General features: G+C 51.8%; 19 protein-coding genes. 15 read left to right on the top strand and 4 right to left on the bottom strand.

The genetic code is table 11. The features are described from left to right. Positions 1-5: 5 nt before the first annotated feature. The 9 genes from fdhD (at position 6) to GGC63_RS02975 (ending at position 12,297) form a co-directional block, all read left to right on the top strand. Complete coding sequence (gene fdhD / locus GGC63_RS03010) at positions 6-806, top strand: formate dehydrogenase accessory sulfurtransferase FdhD (RefSeq protein WP_192701041.1); 801 nt, start codon at positions 6-8, stop codon at positions 804-806. Positions 807-978: 172 nt separating this feature from the next. Then, complete coding sequence (locus GGC63_RS03005) at positions 979-2,562, top strand: glycoside hydrolase family 28 protein (RefSeq protein ID WP_225947875.1); 1,584 nt, start codon at positions 979-981, stop codon at positions 2,560-2,562. A 191-nt stretch (positions 2,563-2,753) separates the two neighbouring features. Then, positions 2,754-3,530, top strand: a complete 777-nt coding sequence (locus tag GGC63_RS03000; RefSeq protein ID WP_192701040.1) for a TIM barrel protein — start codon at positions 2,754-2,756, stop codon at positions 3,528-3,530. A gap of 224 nt (positions 3,531-3,754) precedes the next feature. Further along, entirely contained in the window at positions 3,755-7,591 is a 3,837-nt protein-coding gene (locus GGC63_RS02995; protein ID WP_192701039.1) for a response regulator, read from the top strand. 92 nt (positions 7,592-7,683) lie between these two features. Continuing rightward, positions 7,684-8,376, top strand: coding sequence for a response regulator transcription factor (locus GGC63_RS02990; protein ID WP_192701038.1), 693 nt, complete (start codon positions 7,684-7,686; stop codon positions 8,374-8,376). A gap of 159 nt (positions 8,377-8,535) precedes the next feature. Then, a complete protein-coding gene (locus tag GGC63_RS02985; RefSeq protein WP_079908524.1) occupies positions 8,536-8,865 on the top strand; it encodes a helix-turn-helix domain-containing protein in 330 nt (109 codons plus the stop codon). A 37-nt stretch (positions 8,866-8,902) separates the two neighbouring features. Further along, positions 8,903-11,221, top strand: coding sequence for an EAL domain-containing protein (locus GGC63_RS02980; protein WP_192701037.1), 2,319 nt, complete (start codon positions 8,903-8,905; stop codon positions 11,219-11,221). Beyond that, the gene (locus tag GGC63_RS34830) at positions 11,200-11,331 is read left to right on the top strand and encodes a hypothetical protein (protein ID WP_264082001.1); all 132 of its coding nucleotides are present in this window, start codon (positions 11,200-11,202) and stop codon (positions 11,329-11,331) included. Before GGC63_RS02980 ends, GGC63_RS34830 begins: the two co-directional genes overlap by 22 nt. Positions 11,332-11,529: 198 nt before the next feature. Continuing rightward, positions 11,530-12,297, top strand: coding sequence for a sugar phosphate isomerase/epimerase family protein (locus tag GGC63_RS02975; protein ID WP_192701036.1), 768 nt, complete (start codon positions 11,530-11,532; stop codon positions 12,295-12,297). Between the two features lie 71 nt (positions 12,298-12,368). Here GGC63_RS02975 and GGC63_RS02970 read toward each other — a convergent pair whose 3' ends face one another. Both GGC63_RS02970 and GGC63_RS02965 read right to left on the bottom strand, forming a co-directional pair. Beyond that, a complete protein-coding gene (locus tag GGC63_RS02970) occupies positions 12,369-12,554 on the bottom strand; it encodes a hypothetical protein (RefSeq protein WP_192701035.1) in 186 nt (61 codons plus the stop codon). 82 nt (positions 12,555-12,636) lie between these two features. Beyond that, a complete protein-coding gene (locus GGC63_RS02965) occupies positions 12,637-12,783 on the bottom strand; it encodes a DUF6254 family protein (protein WP_179135845.1) in 147 nt (48 codons plus the stop codon). Positions 12,784-12,980: 197 nt separating this feature from the next. Between GGC63_RS02965 and GGC63_RS02960 the strand changes: the two genes are divergently transcribed. The 5 genes from GGC63_RS02960 to GGC63_RS02940 all read left to right on the top strand — a co-directional run bounded on the left by GGC63_RS02960 (position 12,981) and on the right by GGC63_RS02940 (position 17,481). Further along, the gene (locus tag GGC63_RS02960; protein WP_192701034.1) at positions 12,981-13,748 is read left to right on the top strand and encodes an IclR family transcriptional regulator; all 768 of its coding nucleotides are present in this window, start codon (positions 12,981-12,983) and stop codon (positions 13,746-13,748) included. A 192-nt stretch (positions 13,749-13,940) separates the two neighbouring features. Then, a complete protein-coding gene (locus GGC63_RS02955) occupies positions 13,941-14,861 on the top strand; it encodes a fumarylacetoacetate hydrolase family protein (RefSeq protein WP_192701033.1) in 921 nt (306 codons plus the stop codon). Next, positions 14,830-16,293: an alpha-ketoglutaric semialdehyde dehydrogenase GucD gene (gucD, locus tag GGC63_RS02950; protein ID WP_192701032.1), complete on the top strand. Its 1,464-nt coding sequence runs from the start codon at positions 14,830-14,832 to the stop codon at positions 16,291-16,293. Before GGC63_RS02955 ends, gucD begins: the two co-directional genes overlap by 32 nt. 115 nt (positions 16,294-16,408) lie before the next feature. After that, positions 16,409-16,861, top strand: coding sequence for a hypothetical protein (locus GGC63_RS02945; protein ID WP_192701031.1), 453 nt, complete (start codon positions 16,409-16,411; stop codon positions 16,859-16,861). Beyond that, positions 16,858-17,481, top strand: coding sequence for a hypothetical protein (locus GGC63_RS02940; RefSeq protein WP_192701030.1), 624 nt, complete (start codon positions 16,858-16,860; stop codon positions 17,479-17,481). Before GGC63_RS02945 ends, GGC63_RS02940 begins: the two co-directional genes overlap by 4 nt. A gap of 6 nt (positions 17,482-17,487) precedes the next feature. Here GGC63_RS02940 and GGC63_RS02935 read toward each other — a convergent pair whose 3' ends face one another. Beyond that, entirely contained in the window at positions 17,488-17,706 is a 219-nt protein-coding gene (locus GGC63_RS02935; protein WP_192701029.1) for a hypothetical protein, read from the bottom strand. A gap of 174 nt (positions 17,707-17,880) precedes the next feature. Between GGC63_RS02935 and GGC63_RS02930 the strand changes: the two genes are divergently transcribed. Then, positions 17,881-18,180, top strand: a complete 300-nt coding sequence (locus GGC63_RS02930) for a hypothetical protein (RefSeq protein WP_192701028.1) — start codon at positions 17,881-17,883, stop codon at positions 18,178-18,180. Positions 18,181-18,366: 186 nt separating this feature from the next. Here GGC63_RS02930 and GGC63_RS02925 read toward each other — a convergent pair whose 3' ends face one another. Continuing rightward, a complete protein-coding gene (locus tag GGC63_RS02925) occupies positions 18,367-18,993 on the bottom strand; it encodes an FMN-dependent NADH-azoreductase (RefSeq protein WP_079908534.1) in 627 nt (208 codons plus the stop codon). Positions 18,994-19,059 lie beyond the last annotated feature (66 nt).

Below are 19,059 nucleotides of genomic sequence, written 5' to 3'. Positions count from 1 at the left end.
GGAGCATGGAGAAATCGGTGACGGCGGGCTGGAAGATATTGAAGTATGATGGAGGCCGGCTGCAGGAGCGGGAGGACGAGGTGGCTGCGGAGTATCCTCTGACGGTCAGGGTGGACGGTGAGGAATTCGCAACGATCGTCTGCTCCCCCTCCGACCTGGACGATATGGTTATCGGATTTCTGGCTTCGGAAGGGATGATCCGGTCGGTGGAGGAGATCCGCAGGCTGTCCTTGGACGCGGACCGCGGCTTTGCCGATGTGGAGCTTGCAGCTCCCCAAAATACGGGCAAGGATTGGTACAACAAACGATTTATCGGCTCCTGCTGCGGCAAAAGCCGTCAGTTTTATTTCCATAACGATGCCAGGACGGCCAAAACGATAACTTCCCGAATGACCGTCAAGGCGGAGCAATGTCTTGCATTAATGCGCGAGCTTCAGCAATGCTCCTCCGACTTTCGCAGCACGGGCGGCGTCCATAATGCGGCACTTGCCAGCACGGAGGAGCTGCTGGTCGTCCGCTCCGATATCGGGCGGCACAACGCCTTGGATAAAATTTATGGTCACTGCCTGCAGCACCGAATTCCTCTGAAAGGCAAGGTGCTCGTGTTCAGCGGACGCGTCTCGTCCGAGGTACTGCTGAAGACCGCCAAGATCGGGGTGGGCGTTCTGTTATCCAAATCGGCTCCGACGCAGCTTGCCCTTCAGCTCGCGGATGATCTGGGAATCACGGTGGTAGGCTTCATCCGCGGCGATTCTTTTAATGTTTATACGCATCACGAAAGGCTGGAGCGGCCGGAACCCCAGTAGCCGCATGGCTTGCTGGGAATCGGTCAAAAGCCCGATAACGGCCCGGTTTTTGCTCTAATTTGGATAAATACTGAGATAGAGATTATTGTGGATAGCGGTATCCGTTGCTATGATATACCGGAATGAAAGAGGCATTGCTCTGTAATTACATTGTATTAGGAGGAAAACTGCATTGAACAAGTTTGCAAATTCAGCCGTTGGCAGCGATGGTAAAGCGCCGTTTGACATGCCTGAAATTGCGCTTCCGAATATACCGGAACGAAGCGTAACCATCACCGATTTCGGAGCCTGCGGAGATGGTGTGACTATGAATACGGCAGCGATCGCAGCCGCAATAGAGGCCTGCGCTGCTGCGGGCGGAGGAACGGTTATCATTCCTTCCGGAGTATGGCTGACAGGGCCGATCGTCCTGAAGAGCCGGATTCGTTTACATACGGAGCACGGGGCTGTCATTCGCTTCAGCCCGAACTATTCCGATTACCCGCTGATCGAATCGAATTTTGAAGGGTTGCCGTCGGTTCGCTGCATGTCTCCGTTGTACGGGGAGCAGCTGGAGGATATCGCGATTACCGGTCACGGAATCTTCGACGGCTCGGGGGATGCCTGGCGCCCGGTAAAACGCTTCAAGATGACGGACATGCAATGGAAGAAGCTGCTTGCCTCTGGCGGAGCGGTGGACGCGGACGGCGAGATTTGGTGGCCGACGGAAGCCGCCATGAACGGGGCCGCGACAGTCGAAGCGCTGCGTAAGCAGGGATCAACGTCCATCCAGGATTACGAGCCTGTGAAATCCTATCTGCGCCCGGTGCTGCTCAGCCTGCGCAGCTGCAGCCGCATCCTGCTGGACGGGCCGACGTTCCAGAATTCGCCCGGATGGTGCTTGCATCCATGGGTAAGCGAGCACATCACGATCCGCAATATCACCGTTCGCAATCCGTGGTATTCGCAGAACGGCGACGGCCTGGATCTGGAATCATGCCGCTATGCGGAGGTTACTCATTCCGTCTTTGACGTCGGCGATGACGCCATCTGCATCAAATCGGGTAAAAACGAGGAGGGCCGCAAGCTGGGCAAGCCTTGCGAATATGTCGTAGTTCGCGACTGCACCGTGTACCACGGTCACGGCGGATTTGTTATCGGCAGTGAAATGTCAGGAGGCGTACGCAACCTGCTCGTCTCGAACTGCTCGTTCATCGGAACGGATGTCGGGCTCCGCTTCAAGAGCACCCGGGGCCGTGGAGGAACGGTAGAGCAAATCTATATTCGCAATATCCGGATGAAGGATATCGCCCGTGAAGCGATTACCTTCAATATGTACTATGAAGTCAAGGGAGATCCCGATGCCCGTGCAGAAATCAATGAAGGCACGCCTCAATTCCGCGACATCTTCATTGAGGATACGGTCTGTGCGGGTGCAGAGGTCGGCATTCATCTGAAAGGCCTGCCGGAGATGCCGATTCGCTCCATCCATCTGAATCGGGTATCCATCGAAGCGAAGCAGGCGATCGAGTGTACGAATGCCGAGAACATCTCGATGCGCGAATTGACCGTCGTACCGGAGAACGGGCCGGTCGTCCGCGTTCACAACAGCCGGAATTTGCAGCTTGAGCAAGTCGTGTCCAAGGGCCGCCACGATGTATTCCTGCACGTTACGGGAGAAGGCTCGGAGCAAATCCGCTGCACTCAAATACCGTCCCTTACGCAAGACTCCGTCGTGCTCGGAGCTGAAGTGAAGGAAGACGCCGTACAGCTGTAACTCTAATCATAATCATAATCATAATCATAATCGTAAGCCTTCAGTTCCTATTCGGGATTGAAGGCTTATTCTTGTTTCGATGCCGCGATAGCCTGATCGAAAGGAATAAAGCACGGCAAGAAGGAAAATGGGAGGCACAGGAAGAAGTATCGGGGATAAGGCATGCTAACCAAGGGAGATGAAATAAGAAGATGAGACGTCATGAAGGTGAGGTTTATTTCGGCACGATACTTCTTGAACGAAATCGCTGGGCTGCAGGCAAGGAGCCTTCCTATCTTGTCAGCGAGTGGATAGAGCGCCTGAAGCAGGACGGGTTTGACGGTTTGGAATTGTGGGAGAATCATGCGGCTTTATGCGGCGGAGCCGAGCTGGAACGGCTGGCCTCATCCGCGATGCCCGTATCGGTCTATAATTCGTATGTGTCGTTCGAGGACGGGGCGGAGGAAGAGCGTCGGCAGGCTGCGCAGCTTATCGCCAAGCTGGGCGCCCAAGTGGTCAAGTTCAATTTCGGACGCGAGCAGGGCATGCTGGACACGTATATCCGCAACTGGAATGAATGGGTCCGGCTGCTTCCCGAGCCATGCCGTCTATTGTGCGAGTGTCATCCGAATACCGTGATGGAGGAGCCGCGGGCGGCGGCAGCGGCGATGAAGGCTATGGATCGCTGTGAGGCGATCATCCATCCGTTCCACTGCCTGGGGCCGCTGGAGGACTGGTTCGAGCATTTGGGCCCGGCGATTACTCACGCGCATGTTCAATACCGTTATGGAGGCCAAACCTTCCGGCGGTTAAGCTCCAATCCGGAAGAAATCGCCGGGAAGCTAGAGCTTATGAAGAAGGCCGGCTTTCAGGGCTCCTACACATTGGAATTCGTCGAGGGCACAGGACCGGGAGAAGAGCGCGAGAAGCTGTATCAAGCCGCTTTGGATGATCTTCATACGCTTAAAAGCTGGATCTGGGCCTGCTAAGCCTCTAAGCCTCGTTTTGCGTACTGGACCTCGCGCCCCCGGCGGGAGGTCCGGTCCTCTCTATTTCCCCCGCGATTTGCCTTACCCCCATTAGAAAAAGTTACCGAATTTGTTGTCGAAAATCGCTTGCGGCTGTAGGATAAAACGCGGGGCAGGGTTATAATGAAACTATCATAGAATCCATACCATACATTCAAAATATACTGTCACACGAAGGGGGAGCTATGAGGGCGTCGCTGAGGGTACGGATTAGCGTACTGTTTCTCCTTATTACTAGCATTTCGTTATCGTTGGTGGGATGGAGCAATTACAATGCCGCCAAGATGACCATCTTTCAATCGCTCAAGGATAATTCCCGGGCCAAGGTCCAAACGCAAGCGCAAGACTTGACCACCTGGATATCGAACCGGCTGGCTGAAGTGAAGGTGATCAGCCACAGCGATCTGATTCGGTTCGGCGAGGATAAGGATCGGCTGGACTATTTGCTGAGAGAGAGGGACCGGTCGACAGGGATGTTTACCTCTTTCGGCATCAGCGATGCGTCGGGGAAGCTGAGGATGATCAGCGGGGAGACGCTGCATATTGCGGATGAGGCTACGTTTAACGAGGTTTTGCGAGGAAATGATATCGTATCCAATCCATTTGTTCGCAGTACGGATGGAAAGCTGATTATTACGATGCAGGTTCCTATTTTCGATAATGATTACAAAATTAAGGAAGTACTGGAAGCGGATCTTCCGACAGACAAGGTCTTCAACGGCTTCACAAATTATATGGTTGGGCCGTCCGACGTTACTGTGTTATTCGAGAGGGACGGTACGATCATTTATCATCCGGATCATAGCAAAATTTTACACTCCAACGTGCTGGATTCGGATTCTCCGTTTCAGCCGATTGTCCCGGAGCTCGTTCAGAACCGCCACGGCTTTGTCGAGACCGAGGTAAAGGGAGAGCCTGCTCTTATCTTCTATTCCGAGGTGCCCGGGACCAAATGGTACATGGCGGTCTGCGTGCTGATGGAATCGTTTCAGAAGCCGCTGCAATCTCTTTTTTGGCGCACGGTCCTTAGCGTAATTTTTACAGAAATTATCCTTGGCATCATCATGTTCTACTTGCTGAACAAAATGGTTGCCCGTATTCGCCAAATATTGAACGTCACCGAAAATGTAGCCGGCGGCAATCTGAAGGTGAGTCCGGTTTTGTTCCGCTCCAAGGATGAGATCGGTGCACTGGCCCAATCGGTAAACGGGATGGTGGATAATCTCCGCAACCTGTTCGAAAGGTTAAATGCGATTATTAATCAGAATGATTACGCTATAATCGTTATTAATACGGATTACAAGATCACCTATTTTAACCGCAGAGCAGAGACGATACTAGGTTACAGCGCGGACGAGGTTATTATTAAAGAGAGCGTATTTCTTTTGCATGACCGGCAAGAGCTGGAGGAACGCGCGAAGCGTCTGACCGAAGAGCTCGGAGTTTTGGTTAAGCCGGATATATCCGTGTTTTTGACCAAATCGCCCAGACATGATCCGAAGGATTACGAATGGACATATATTCATAAGAACGGGACCCGGTTTCCTGTTAATTTGAACGTGAGTCCCATGCGGGACCAGCATGGATCGGTGACCGGTTACGTCGGCATTGCGCACGATATTCGCTTGTACAAGCAGACCGAGGATACTCGCAACCGCTTGTTAAGCATCTTAGACGCGGCCAAAGACTTAATCGCTTCCATTGATACGCAAGGAAATATATTTTATATGAATCCGGCGGGGATGGAGATTATCGGCATTCCGCAGCTGGACGAGCGTACGAAGGAAGCCAGGCAGTATCTGGATAACGGCACCTTCCGAATTTATATCAGAGGGCTGCACCGGGTGCGCGATAAGGGGTATTGGGAAACGAAATCCGATATCGTCACGACGGACGGCCGGAAGGTACCCATGTCTCTTATTGTAGTAGCCCACAGGGATAAATCCCAAAGGGTCGTTTATTATTCCGTCATTGCCCGGGATATCTCGGAATACAACCGGATTTGGGCGGAAATGCTGCAGGCCAAGCAGGAGGCCGATGACGCCAATGAAGCGAAAAGCCTCTTCCTGGCCAGGATGAGCCATGAAATCCGTACGCCGTTAAACGGCATTATCGGATTCGCCCAGATTATGCTGAGAACGGAAATGAGTGCGGCTCAGAAAGAATACGGCCATAAAATTTTGGCCTCCTCCAACACGCTGCTTCGGATTGTAAATGACATCCTGGATTACTCCAAGGTGGAGGCAGGGAAGCTGGAATTGGAAAAGGTATGCTTCAATATACACGAAATCATACGCAATTTATCGGATATGATGAGCGTGCTTCTTGGAAAAGAGCCGATTGATATTATCATCGACACTCCGGAGGAGCTTCCGGATGCCCTGATGGGGGACCCGCTCCGGCTGGAGCAGGTTTTGCTTAACTTGTGCAGCAATGCCATTAAATTTACCAAGCAAGGTGTCATTACGATCACGCTGACCCTGCTGGAAGCGGACAGTAGAGGGATGTTTATCGCATTTTCTGTCGCCGATTCAGGGATAGGCATTCAAAAGGAGCATTTGAGCAAGCTGTTCGAGCCATTCTCGCAAGCGGACGGATCGACCAGCAGGAAATATGGAGGAACCGGCCTCGGTCTGGTCATTTCCAAAAATCTCGTGGAAATGATGGGGGGCTCTATCTCCGTAACCAGCAAGGAAGGAGTAGGGAGCTGCTTTACGTTCACGCTGTACTTTGAGAGGGTTGCCTCGGCGAAGAATGAGAAGCTGGAGCTTACGGCCGGTCCATCTGCATACCGGATTCTTGTCGTAGAGGATAATCCCTTCATTCGAAGCAAGCTCAAGGAGCTGCTTGGTTCGCTTGCGCTCGAAGTTCTATGTGCCGCTTCATGGGCTGAAGGAGCCAGGCTGCTGGCCGCCTGCGGTAAGCATAACCCTGTTCATGCCGTTCTGCTCGATATGGAGGCCGAGGATATGTACGGCCCGGAGACCTGGCTTGAATGGAAGGAAACGGCTGAATCCGTCGATACCCGAACCATTGCGATGACCTCGATCTACGGCAGGGAAGAGCTGCTTCGGATGCAGGAACACGAGCGGCCGGACAATATTTTGGTAAAGCCTCTGAACCGGCTGGGACTATCGCAAGCGATCCGGTCTGTGCTTGAAGCACCGCCGGGTATCAAGGCTCCGGCGCCCGAGCCTGCCACGCAGCCGAGACCTCCTTCGGCTTGCCGCCGGGGACGAATCCTGCTTGCTGAAGATAATGAGATCAATCAGCAGGTGGCCGTTGAGCTGCTGCAGAGTGAAGGGTTCGAAGTGACGGTGGCGCGTGACGGCAGGGAAGCATTACATTATGCCGAGCAATTGAAATGGGACCTTCTGTTTATGGACATTCATATGCCCGAGATGGATGGATATGAGGCTGTTCGCAGGCTCAGGGCAGACCGCCGCTATGACGACCTTCCCATTATTGCCTTGACCGCCAGTGCGATGGCCAGGGAGCGGGAGCTATGCTTCGAAGCCGGGATGAACGATATTCTGAGCAAGCCTATCGATGTGGAGGAATTGGCCCGGATGCTGGACAAATGGACGGGCGTACGAATGCAGGCAGCAGGGGAGCGCCCCGATGTTCCAGAGCCGGAAGAGACGAAACCCGATGGTGAAAGGAACGGACAGCAGCAGCTCCCTGAGGTTCACGGCATGGATTTGGAGCGTGTACTGCACCGGTTGAACGGCAGGATGCCGATATTGATACATATCCTTAATCAATTTCAGATGGAATACCGCCATTTTACGGAGAAGCTGAGCACCCAGCTGGAGAACGGACGGCTCGATAACGTACGGCGAAGCATCCATTCTCTGAAGGGAGTTGCCGGCAATTTGGCGGCGGATCAGCTATTCGAGCTCGCATCTGCCATGGATGCCAAGCTTGCGGAAGAAGCGTACAGCGAATGGGAGCAGGAGCTTGCAGGGCTCGAGCGGGAGCTTACGGATATTCTGGCTTCCTTGAACGGCTGGAACGAGTAGGGAAAGAAATCCTAAAATGTAAGGAAAGTTTGAGCAAAAGATTTACAATTCAAAAAATTAACTTCATTTATCTTGCTAAAAGGTGAGCGTTCATGCACAAAGTATTTATTGTTGAAGATGACATTATTATCGGGGACATGCTTTCCATGTATTTATCCGAAGAAGGCTATACGGTTCACCGCACCGAGAGCGGAAAAGAGGCGCTGAGACTTTTGGAAGAGTTCGATCCTGATATTGTACTGCTCGACATGGTGCTGCCTGATATTAGCGGAATTCAATTGTGCGGAGAAGTCCGCAAAATATCGACGGTTCCCATTCTCGTCGTGTCCATGAAAACCGAGGTCATGGACCGGGTGAACGCGCTGCATGCCGGCGCCGACGATTATTTATGCAAGCCGTTCAGCATGAGGGAGCTGTCGGCTAAGGTAGCGGCAATGATCCGAAGAACGTATTACAATCATCAAATCAAAAATCCTGGAGCAGAGAGCGTCGCATCAAACCAAATCTTTTTGAACTATGAGAAAAGATCGCTGTATGTGAACGGACAGCACGTCGATACGACGTTTTCCGAATTTGAAATTATGAAGCTGTTCGTAGCCAACCCCGGAAAGGTATACAGCAGGGAGGAGCTGATCAACGCGGTACGCGGATTTGACTCCTTCGTGAACGACCGCGCCATCGACGTGCATATAGGGAATTTGCGCAAGAAAATAGAGCAGGATTCCAAGCAGCCGATGTTTATCAAAACCGTATGGGGGGTTGGATATAAATTTATGAATATGTAAAAAGCATAATGGCTTGCTAACAATCATCCATAAACTTTTTTTACAATTTTCGCTCATAATAGGAAGAATGGTGGATGATATTGCCATAATATGCGACTCTTTGTCATTTAATGTCGAACAACGAGATGAGTCATCAAAACAATGGGGGTCAAGTAATTCATGTTGGAAATCGTATCAACGAAATATGAAGGCAAATATTTGGACTATGTCAGGCAGACGATGCTTTCATTCGCAGAGAGAAATCATTTAACGCGCCGGGAAAGTGAAATCGCGGTTCTTTTGATGATCTACGGATATTCTAATCAGGAATTAGCTGATCATTGCTCCATTTCCGTGAAGACGGTCAAAAACCATTTGGACAATATTATGAAAAAGCTTGGCATTCACTCGACAAGAAAGCTGTATTCGATGCTGCTGCAGGCTTTTTGCTGTGAAGGCGGAATGGTGATGGCAGAGCAGGCCAGGCGATATGAAAGAATGAGCGGATAAATCATGGGATACCGGTAAATAGAGAAGAGGGGGAGCGATGATGTCGAACACATATGAAACGTTAGAGAAAATAGCTATCAACGCTTCCGTGCTTTTAACGTTTATCTTTTTGTTCCATTGGTTGTACCCTCTTATTTCCAAGCTTTCTAAACGTTGGGTAAGCGCTATATTCGGCGTTTGGTTCGGTATGACGGGCCTTGCGGTCATGCTCGATCCTCTATATATCGCCGATGGAGTGATTATTGATTTCAGGACAGTCCTTGTGGCATTGGCTGGGACTTTCGGGGGTAGTATCTCCGGTATCCTCGCGATGCTCATCGTAGGAGGCTACAGGGCGTATCTGGGCGGCGCCGGAATCATCAGCGGAGTAGGCGGGGTTGTAACGGCCATGGTGCTTGGCGTGCTGATGAATCGATATGAGCCCAGGTTCAAAAAGCCTACGCTGGCTTATGCCGTGTTCGGGGTCATCATCGCGCTCGAAAGCGCCTTATGGTTCCTTGTTTTGCCTAAAGGGCTGGATCAGTACCTGATTCAGCATATTGCCATTTATATGATTGTGACGTACCCGCTCGTAGTGATCATCATTCGTTACTTCATTACCCACGAAATCCGTAAGAAAGAGACGGAGGGCAGGCTGCTCGAAAGCGAGGAGCAGTATCGTACGCTTGTCGAGCATTCCAATGATCTGATTTTCCGCTGCGATCTGCGCGGAAATTTGTTATCGGCGAACAAGAAGTTTATGGATGATTTGGGGATCGAAGCCAAGGAGCTGAAGGAGCAGTGGGTCTTTGACGTCCTTGGGTTCAGGGACGATCTGGCCCGCTGGCAGGAGCTGCTTACGGATACTGTTTACGGGAAACGTCCCGTTACCTTTGAGAAGGAAGTGGCTCACAAGGATGGCAGCACGCGATTGTATGTGACCACGCTGTCTCCGGTGCTCGGTGCGGACCAACAGGTGAAATCGATCACCGGGACATGCTATGACATCACGAGAATTAGAAATTCTGAGCGGCGCATCCTGCAATTATCCCTGTACGATGCACTAACCGAGCTGCCTAACCGCCGGCTGTTAATGGAGAAGCTGAATCAGGCGATAACCGTATCGCAGGAGCAGGGCACATGCGTGGCAGTCGTCGTAGCGGATCTGGATAATTTCAAGCTGATCAACGATACCCGGGGCTATGCTTTCGGCGACGAGCTGTTGAACCGGGTGGGGCAGCAGCTGCAGCGCCTTGTATCTCCCAAGGATACGCTGGCCAGAATAGGCGAGGACGAGTTCGTATTGCTGCTGGAGGGCTTTGATCAGCTGCATCATTTGCTCTCCCGCATTCAAACGATACAGGATGAATTCCAGTATCCTCAATTTATACGGAACGAACAGATTTATACGAAGATGAGTCTGGGAATAGCGCTGTATCCCGGTGATGGGGATAATGCGGAGGAGCTGATTAAAAACGCCGATACCGCTATGTATAACGTGAAGTCCGCGGGGAAAAACCATTACCGCTTCTACAATATGGAAATGAGGGAAGCGCTCCTGAAACGAGGAAGACTGGAAGAGGCGCTTCGCAAGGCGCTTATCCATAATGAATTGATCCTGCAATTCCAGCCGCAGAAGGATCTTCGTACGAACCGCATCCGGGGCTTTGAGGCGTTAATCCGCTGGGTGCATCCCCAGATGGGTACGGTATCGCCAATGGATTTTATTCCGGTAGCGGAACAAAGCGGAGCGATTATTCCTATCGGTGAGTGGGTGATTCGCACGGCATGCGAGCGAAATAAGGTCATACAAAAAAATCATTTTCCGAACTCGATCATTTCGGTCAATATATCCGCCATTCAGCTTCAAAGGCCGGATTTTGCCCAAATGGTCATCGACATCCTGCTCGAAACCCGGCTTGCTCCCAAATATTTGGAGCTGGAAATTACGGAAAGCATCATGATGGAATCGTTCCAATCCGCGATTGGTAATCTGCAAACGCTTCGGGATTATGGAGTCAGCATTGCTTTGGATGACTTCGGTACAGGGTACTCCTCATTAAGCTACTTAAAACAGCTTCCGATCCGAACCTTGAAGATCGATAAATCCTTCATCAAGGATATCACCCGGGAGTCCGTGACAGATTCGCTTGTGGAATCCATCATTATTCTGGTCCACAGAATGGGGATGGAGGTTGTGGCAGAAGGGGTCGAGACTCAGGAACAGCTTGACTTTCTCCGTCAATGGGGGTGCGAGTATGTTCAGGGCTTCTTGATCAGCAAGCCGCTGTTCGAGCTGGAGATCCGGCAATTATCTGTTAATAAGCAGCCGGATACCCCGTCCTTTAAGGAAGCATGGGAACGTCCTCATGCCTGACACCGGCTGAATGGGGCAACGACAGCAAGGCCGTCATCAGCAGGGTGAAGGTAATGCGGCAGCAGCTGCGGCTGGACCGAAACGCTGCAGTTCTTCGATCGGTCGTATAACAAGAGTTGTACATTTTTTGGACTCCTTGATTTCAGCTGCATAGGCATAAAATGTACGGCAATAAAAGTAGAAAATGACGCGAAGCAACAAGATAGGTTCGGAAACGAAGCTGGTTTTCCATTACAATAAAAGCAGAAGTCCTTCTATAGTTCTGGCAGCGAATGACCCTGATAGTCATATTGGAGGAGGAATCGCTTATGACGGAATTTGGATGGTGTGCAGGTATTGGGCGTGCCGAGCAGGTCAAGGAGCACGGGTACGATTACATGGAATGTCCTCTTTCCCCGCTGATGAAGGAGGGACCGGAAACTGTCAAGAAAGCGCTTCCGATATATGCGAGCCTGGCTATTCCGGTCAAAGCCTGGAACAGCTTTTTTCCGTGGGATATGAAGCTGGTGGGTCCCGAAGCGGATGAGCGGAGAATCCGCAATTACGTGGCCCAGGCTGTCGATACGATGAGCCGGGCGGGTTCTTCCATCGCGGTTTTGGGCAGCGGCCGATCCCGGCATGTACCGGAGGGATGGGAGCGCGAGAGAGCGGAGGATCAGCTGGTAAGGCTGCTCTCCCTGATAGCGGATGAATGTGAAGGAACCGGATTAACAGTGGCTATCGAGCCGTTGAACAGGAAGGAATCCAATATCATCAACAGCGTAGCCGAAGGGGCTGCATTGGCCAAAGCTGTTCATCGGCCGCAGATTCGGGTGCTGGCGGACTTTTATCACATGGATGAAGAGCAGGAAGCCTTGGAGACGATCGCCGAGCACAAGGAGTGGCTGGCCCATATTCATGTAGCGGATACGGGGAGATGTTCTCCCGGAACCGGTCAGTACCCGTATGATGAATTCGTGAAGCAGCTGAGAGCGGCGGGCTATCAGGGCGGAGTGTCCGTGGAATGTACCGTTCATGATTGGGATAGTGAGCTTCCGGCTGCTCTAAGCTTTTTGAAGAAGAAGTGGGGCGCTTAAGTCCCTAAGCTGTGGCAATGCTTACGGTAAAAGCAAGCCCCCGGGGGGGGCCGGGGGCTTGCTCGGTAGGCTTACCTGCGTTTTTTACGATCGAGTTCCAAATCCTTCAGCCGAAATTTGTTATCCCATAGGAATTCCATATCATATTCGGTCGTATCGTTGCTGATGAACCGGTACATCGCATAGCAGAAGCCGTCGATAATACCGAACAAAACGATAATCCAGGAACAAAGCTCGATCCACAGCGCAGGTGCCATTGAATCATCCCCTTCTTCACGTTCTTACTCCCATTTTATGAAGAAGCCGGGAGGAAGATGCTTGGAGGGGACGGGCCAGGTATTATTGCTGGTTCCCGTTGTTGGAGGATTGCTTCGCCGCCTCGTACTCCTCGGCGTATTCTTCCAATGAAGTAATATGCCCATGCGGATGAGGCGTTTGCTTGCGGATTTTGGCTTCATTCTCGCGGCGTGCCTTGGATCTGCTCATAGGACTTGGACCTCCTTTGATGGATTTCGGGAAAACATACCCCACCCTAGAATGGGAAGCTTTCCAAACGTTTATTCATTCTTGTTAAAGAGTGGTTGTCAATTTATGACAACTGCATTATAGTGGAAAGTATACAACCAGAACAGCATTTTATAATATCAAACCTAAGGATCTACTACGTGCGAAGGAGTTACCACATGCCGATTATTCAGTCATTAGACAGAGCTCTGCGCATCCTCGACTTGTTCGATGAACAGGATAGTGAGCTGAAAATTACCGAAATCAGCCGAAAAATGGATCTGCATAAGAGTACGGTGCATTCCCTGTTGAAAACACTTCAGGAGCACCGCTACATCGAGCAGAACGAAGAGAACGGCAAGTATCGGCTCGGTATGAAGCTGCTCGAACGCGGCCATCTGCTGCTCCAGCAGCTGGATATCCGTACGCTTTCCCGTACCGTACTGCTGGAGCTCGCTTCCTTGACAGGGCAAACCGCTCATTTGGTCATACGCGAGGGCAGGGAGGGCGTATACATAGATAAGGTCGAGGGCGCAAGAGCGGTCATCCGGTATTCACGCATCGGCAGGCGGATTCCTTTGCATTGCAGCTCCGTAGGGAAGATCCTGGCGGCATTCCTGCCGGCGGAGGAGCAGGAGCAGCTTCTGCGGGGATACGAGTACACGGTCCACACCCCAAGAACGATAACGGACCCGGCAGCGTTCATCCGCGAGCTGGAGCAGGTAAGGAAGAATGGGTATGCCATTGATAATCAGGAGAACGAACCGGGAGTACGATGTGCAGCCGTTCCGGTACGCAACCACTCCGGGCAGGTTATCGCCGCAGTAAGCATATCCACGCTCGTATCCAATGTGAACGACGCCGAGCTGGAAGCCTTCCTACCGGAATTGAAAAAGGCAGGTGAGAGCATTTCCCGGCGAATGGGCTTCGGGATGGTCATGAGGTAGACGGGATTCTCATGCAAAATCTCTTTTAGCAAGCGCGGGAAAGCCGCAAGTAAGCTTTCCTGATGGGTCTCATAAGCTTCCGCTTAACGCGGGTTCTGCGTCAATGGCCAAGAATGCCGTTGGACGTAGTTCTCAAGTGCAATTTTATCAGAACGTCGTTTTATATTATAAAACAAATGGGAGGCGGCTATCTTGAGAATCATTCGCTACTTGGAGCAAGGAAAGGCGGTAATGGCAGCTGTAACAGAGGAAGGAAGCGTGTATCCGCTGGAATTCCGCGACTTATTCGAACTGGTGCAAACGGCGGAGCAGGAGGGAATAACGGCAGCAGCTTGGCTGAAACGGGAGCTTCCCGGCCGGACGGCCGTCGGAAGTGCCATGGAGGAGCTGGAGCTGCTCGTCCCCATTACAGCGCCGGAGGTGTGGGCTGCCGGAGTTACCTATGAGAGAAGCCGGCAGGCCCGCAATTATGAAGCGACAGGGGGCAAGCTGGACGCTTCCACCTTCTACGATAAGGTGTACGATGCGGAGCGGCCGGAGCTGTTTTTTAAATCCACGGCGGCTAGGACCGTGGGTCCAGGAGGCACGTTATGCCTGCGCAGCGATTCGGCCTGGCAAATTCCGGAGCCGGAGCTGGGGCTCGTGATCGATAGGGGGGGACGGATTATCGGGTATACGATCGGGAACGACATGAGCTGCCGCGATATCGAGGGAGAGAACCCGCTCTATCTGCCGCAGGCCAAGATGTGGCGCAGGTCCTGCTCGATCGGCCCGGCGATCCGGCTTGCCGATACGGTAGCCGATCCGTACGCGCTGGATATCGTGTGCCGCATTTATCGCCACGGGCAGAAGGTGGTGGAAGGAACCGCCAGCACCGGACAGCTGAAGCGCAGACTGGAAGAGCTGGTGTCGTTCCTGATCCGCGACAACGATATTTTCGACGGAACGGTGCTGCTGACCGGCACCTGCATAGTGCCTCCCAATGAGTTCACATTGCAGGACGGCGACCGCATTGAAATCGGGATTAGCGGGATAGGTACGCTGACGAATGAGGTAAAAACCCAGGAGAGGATGAATAACGATGACTGGAAGCAGCAATCGCACGTATCTTAATTATATCGGGGGGCAATGGACCGCCTCGGCTTCAGGGGAAACGGAAGGAAGCATCAACCCGGCGAACCGGCATGAAATCGTCGGTTTTGTGCAAAAATCCGTACAGGCCGACCTGGATGCGGCTGCTGCGGCGGCTAAGCAGGCGTCCCGCTCTTGGGCGAGATTATCCGGGGCCGCCAGAGGAGACTATTTGTATAAAGCAGCCAATGCGCTGGAGCGGCGGTTGAACGAGGTCGCGGAAATGATGACGCGCGAGATGGGCAAGACACTCCCGGAGGCAAAGGGGGAGACGGCCCGCGGAGTCGCCATTCTCCGCTATTATGCAGGCGAAGGCATGCGCAAGGTAGGGGATGTCATCCCGTCAACGGACAGCGAGGGATTGATGTTCACCACCCGCACCCCTCTCGGCGTAGTCGGCGTTATTACACCGTGGAACTTCCCGGTTGCGATTCCGGTATGGAAGATTGCACCGGCCCTTGTCTACGGCAATACCGTCGTATTCAAGCCTGCACAGGAAACGGCGGTAACGGCCGCTCTCGTCATGGAGTGCTTCCATGAGGCGGGCCTCCCGGCAGGAGTCATCAACATGGTAACAGGCAGGGGGACGGTGATCGGGCAGGGGATTATTGACCATCCCGACATTCAAGGCATTACCTTCACAGGCTCCGATCAAGTCGGCAAGCAGGTGGGCCTGGGCGCGCTTAAGCGCGGTGCCAAGTACCAGCTGGAGATGGGCGGGAAGAACCCGGTCATCGTTGCGGCCGATGCCGATCTGGATTTGGCCGTGGAGGCAACGATCAGCGGCGGCTTGCGCTCGACCGGACAGAAATGTACGGCAACGAGCCGGGTGATCGTCCATTCCGACGTGTACGAACCGTTCAAGAAGAAGCTGCTGGATAAAGTCAGCACCATTCGCGTGGGCAGCGGATTGGACGGGGATACGTGGATGGGGCCTTGTGCGAGCCAATCTCAGCTGGATACGGTATTGGGGTACATTGAACGCGGGGAGCAAGAAGGGGCTGTGCTGCTATGCGGCGGTAAGCAGCCACAAGCGAAAGAGCTGCAGGACGGCTACTATGTCGAGCCCACCGTGTTCGAAGCTGTTACCCGCGGCATGACTATCGCACAGGAAGAAATATTCGGTCCCGTGCTGGCTTTGATGAAAGCAGACTCGCTGGAGGAAGCGATTGAGCTGGCAAACGATGTGAGGTTCGGCTTAAGCGCTTCGATCTTTACCCGGGATATCGGCTCCATGCTTTCGTTTATCCGGGAGATGGATGCCGGTTTGGTTCGTATTAATGCGGAGTCGGCGGGGGTTGAGCTGCAGGCGCCGTTCGGCGGGATGAAGCAGTCCAGCTCGCATTCCAGAGAGCAAGGGCAGGCGGCTATTGAATTTTTCACCTCTATCAAGACAGTCTTCGTCAAGGCATAAGCTCTTTTTTCGGTAATCCAATCCCTCCCGGCAACCTTTTGCTGGAAAAAAGCGTCCTCAAAAGGTAGAGAATAACCGGCCAAAGGGGGGACAGCAGTTGAGGAAGGCTCTGCGAATGTTGGAATGGATCCTGGTCATTTCCCTGTTGCTGCAAATTATGATGCTCGCCGTAAGGCCTTATATTAGCATGAATAGTTACCAGAAAGAGATTCGTGAAGCGAAGCGGCTGGGGAGCTTTTACGAAGGCGGTTCAGAGACCCAGCTGTATTTCGGTAAAAAGCTGCGGGTGAATGGCGTTATCTACGGCGGTCAAGGGGAATTATCCGTATACATGACCGGAACGGGCAAAAATCCCAATAAGCTGCCGAATCGGGTACTGGCGGAAACCGACAGCGGGATTTCACTGACCCAGCGGGGTTATAGCAGCACGAACACAGCATTTCGCTCCGAAGGGAATTACTTATTCAGCGATGTGCCGCAGGGAGTTCACAGTGTTCGAATCTTTAGCGAAGCTTATGGAGAATCCTTCAGCTTTATGATTCCTTTGACCGGGGGGAACGTAAGATGAGGATAGCCCGCTTTGTACAACGGAACAAAGGTCATGTGTTGCGCTGGTTCATCATATTGGCTGTAGGGCTTTTCCTGCTGAGGCTTCATTATTCGGACGATCCCTGGACTCCGGAAGGGGTGGCTGCGGACGCTCTGCTCGGCATGGAAATGCCGCCTGCCCGGATTCATACGATGATAGAGAGCGAGGACAGCATTTTTGCCGCGCTGCTGTATGATGAAGAGCATGGAATGTTTCACCAAATGTTCATGTCACGCTCGTTCGGGTTATTGTGGGTCAATAGAGGCGGAGGCTTCGGCAGTAAGCTGAATCCGGATACGCTGATCAGCTTCAGAATGGGGATGTCGACGTTAGATAAGCGATATCACTATTATTATGCGGGGCAGGTTCACGATCCGAACGTAGTCCGGCTTCGCATTGTATGGCCGGATGGGCTGGAACAGATAACGGAGCCGCGGGACAATCTCTATATGGTCATTCGTTCCTTTTCCTTGAAGGATCCTGCAAGCGAGAATGCTTGGGACAGCAAGCTATATGCATATGACAGCGGCGGGAACCTCTTGTATGAGCTGAATGCTCAGACATGGGAAATCCAGAGACAGCAGCTCTCATCGTCATAACCGGGATCAGGCGCCAAAATAAAAAATGGAACCGTCGCTGCTCTGCAGGGTACGGTTCCATTTTTGTTTGTGCTTGCGATGAAGCCTGTCTTTCTTCTCAGTCAAGGTAGGTGTTTTTCGTTCAACCGGTACGAGTCCGTTCCATTGCAATCTTTGAAGCTCCGGATTCAACCCGCCTTCACGTACCCTTCGGGCGCGCGCTTTCTTTGCTTTACTTTGTGCCATAGTAGGCACCTCCTCCAATAAATTGATTTCATTTATATTATAACCGATGGCGGCGGGCAAGTGATAGTATGACAGTTTTGAAACAAAATGAAGAATCGGTTGTTTTCGCCACGTTGATTTGTTACCCTTAGTAAGGAGTAAAGCTTCATTGAATCGGTTTCGGGAGTGAGCAGGTTGTCTTACGATAATATATATTGGCTAATATTAAGCGCTGCGTTTGTTTTTCCTCTTCTTATCGGCATCCTGATCATGCTGAAGACGAAGAGAATGCTCGTTTCATTTTTAATATCCCTAGCAGTCAATCTGGCCATCACGGTGCCTAGCTGCATGTGGTGGAGCTCTCTGTTCGAAGGCTTCTCCCGCATGTTCGGATTGTTCGGCTTCGGTGTAGCTTTTGTAAACACGGAGGTGCTGGTGCTGTTCGCGCTGTTTATTATGAGAAAGAAAGCGCCGAATCCCGAGACGGTCCAGTAATCAAATTGTAATATGATATTCATCTGGCTTTAATGTTGGGCGGATATAATAGAACTCGACCCCCTTTATAATATAAACGACTTGATGGTCCGCAATCCGAGCGATTGTGGACCTTTTTCTGTCTGCAATAAAAAGAAAGCCCCCAATCCCTTATAGGGATTGAGGGTCTCGGCTGCAGAGCAAGGATTAGAATGCAGCAGCTGCTTGAGCCGCATTTTTCACGCCTTCGCTAATAATAGCTTCCGCTTTGTCAGGGAATTGGTTATGGCCTTCCACTACAACAGTTGTTACATCCTGAACGCCGATGAAGCCCATGATGGTTTTAGCATAGTTCAAGGACATTTCCAGAGAAGCCATAGGACCTTCGGAGTATACGCCGCCGCGTGCGTTCAGCAAAGCAACCTTTTTGCCGGATTGCAAGCCTTGAGGACCGTTAGCTGTATAAGCGAAAGTTTTGCCTGCTTGAAGAATGTAGAAGAAGTAGGTCAGCAATTGAGCAGGAACGGTGAAGTTCCACAATGGGAAGGCAAATACCACTTTGTCGGCAGCGATGAATTGCTCCAGGTATTTGTTAACGTTGCTTGCTTTTTGCTCTTCAACAGCCGTCAATTCAAAGCCTTTGCCTTGCTTGAACAAGCCTGTCAATGTGTCCACATCGTAGTAAGGAAGCTCTTCAGCGAACAAGTCCAGCTCTTGAATCGTATCTTGAGGATGAGTTTCTTTATAAGAAGCGAGGAAAGCGTCGTACAGCTTTACCGTAGCGGATTGCTCGGCAGGACGACCATTAGCTTTGACAAAAAGAACAGTAGACATGAATAATTCCTCCTTGAAAATAAGCGTAGATTGATAAGTAAGTAGGATGTGAAATAATAAACATCT

Origin of the sequence: Paenibacillus sp. OAS669 (assembly GCF_014873645.1) — a bacterium.
Lineage (GTDB): Bacteria > Bacillota > Bacilli > Paenibacillales > NBRC-103111 > Paenibacillus_S > Paenibacillus_S vulneris.
This window is presented reverse-complemented; position numbering and strand designations above follow the sequence as displayed.

Excerpts from the sequence above, each read along its gene's own strand:
- fdhD (WP_192701041.1), top strand. The coding sequence starts at position 6 with ATGGAGAAATCGGTGACGGCGGGCTGGAAGATATTGAAGTATGATGGA.
- GGC63_RS03000 (WP_192701040.1), top strand. The coding sequence starts at position 2,754 with ATGAGACGTCATGAAGGTGAGGTTTATTTCGGCACGATACTTCTTGAA.
- GGC63_RS02995 (WP_192701039.1), top strand. The coding sequence starts at position 3,755 with ATGAGGGCGTCGCTGAGGGTACGGATTAGCGTACTGTTTCTCCTTATT.
- GGC63_RS02990 (WP_192701038.1), top strand. The coding sequence starts at position 7,684 with ATGCACAAAGTATTTATTGTTGAAGATGACATTATTATCGGGGACATG.
- GGC63_RS02985 (WP_079908524.1), top strand. The coding sequence starts at position 8,536 with ATGTTGGAAATCGTATCAACGAAATATGAAGGCAAATATTTGGACTAT.
- GGC63_RS02980 (WP_192701037.1), top strand. The coding sequence starts at position 8,903 with ATGATGTCGAACACATATGAAACGTTAGAGAAAATAGCTATCAACGCT.
- GGC63_RS34830 (WP_264082001.1), top strand. The coding sequence starts at position 11,200 with ATGGGAACGTCCTCATGCCTGACACCGGCTGAATGGGGCAACGACAGC.
- GGC63_RS02975 (WP_192701036.1), top strand. The coding sequence starts at position 11,530 with ATGACGGAATTTGGATGGTGTGCAGGTATTGGGCGTGCCGAGCAGGTC.
- GGC63_RS02970 (WP_192701035.1), bottom strand. The coding sequence starts at position 12,554 with ATGGCACCTGCGCTGTGGATCGAGCTTTGTTCCTGGATTATCGTTTTG.
- GGC63_RS02965 (WP_179135845.1), bottom strand. The coding sequence starts at position 12,783 with ATGAGCAGATCCAAGGCACGCCGCGAGAATGAAGCCAAAATCCGCAAG.
- GGC63_RS02960 (WP_192701034.1), top strand. The coding sequence starts at position 12,981 with ATGCCGATTATTCAGTCATTAGACAGAGCTCTGCGCATCCTCGACTTG.
- gucD (WP_192701032.1), top strand. The coding sequence starts at position 14,830 with ATGACTGGAAGCAGCAATCGCACGTATCTTAATTATATCGGGGGGCAA.
- GGC63_RS02945 (WP_192701031.1), top strand. The coding sequence starts at position 16,409 with ATGTTGGAATGGATCCTGGTCATTTCCCTGTTGCTGCAAATTATGATG.
- GGC63_RS02940 (WP_192701030.1), top strand. The coding sequence starts at position 16,858 with ATGAGGATAGCCCGCTTTGTACAACGGAACAAAGGTCATGTGTTGCGC.
- GGC63_RS02935 (WP_192701029.1), bottom strand. The coding sequence starts at position 17,706 with ATGGCACAAAGTAAAGCAAAGAAAGCGCGCGCCCGAAGGGTACGTGAA.
- GGC63_RS02925 (WP_079908534.1), bottom strand. The coding sequence starts at position 18,993 with ATGTCTACTGTTCTTTTTGTCAAAGCTAATGGTCGTCCTGCCGAGCAA.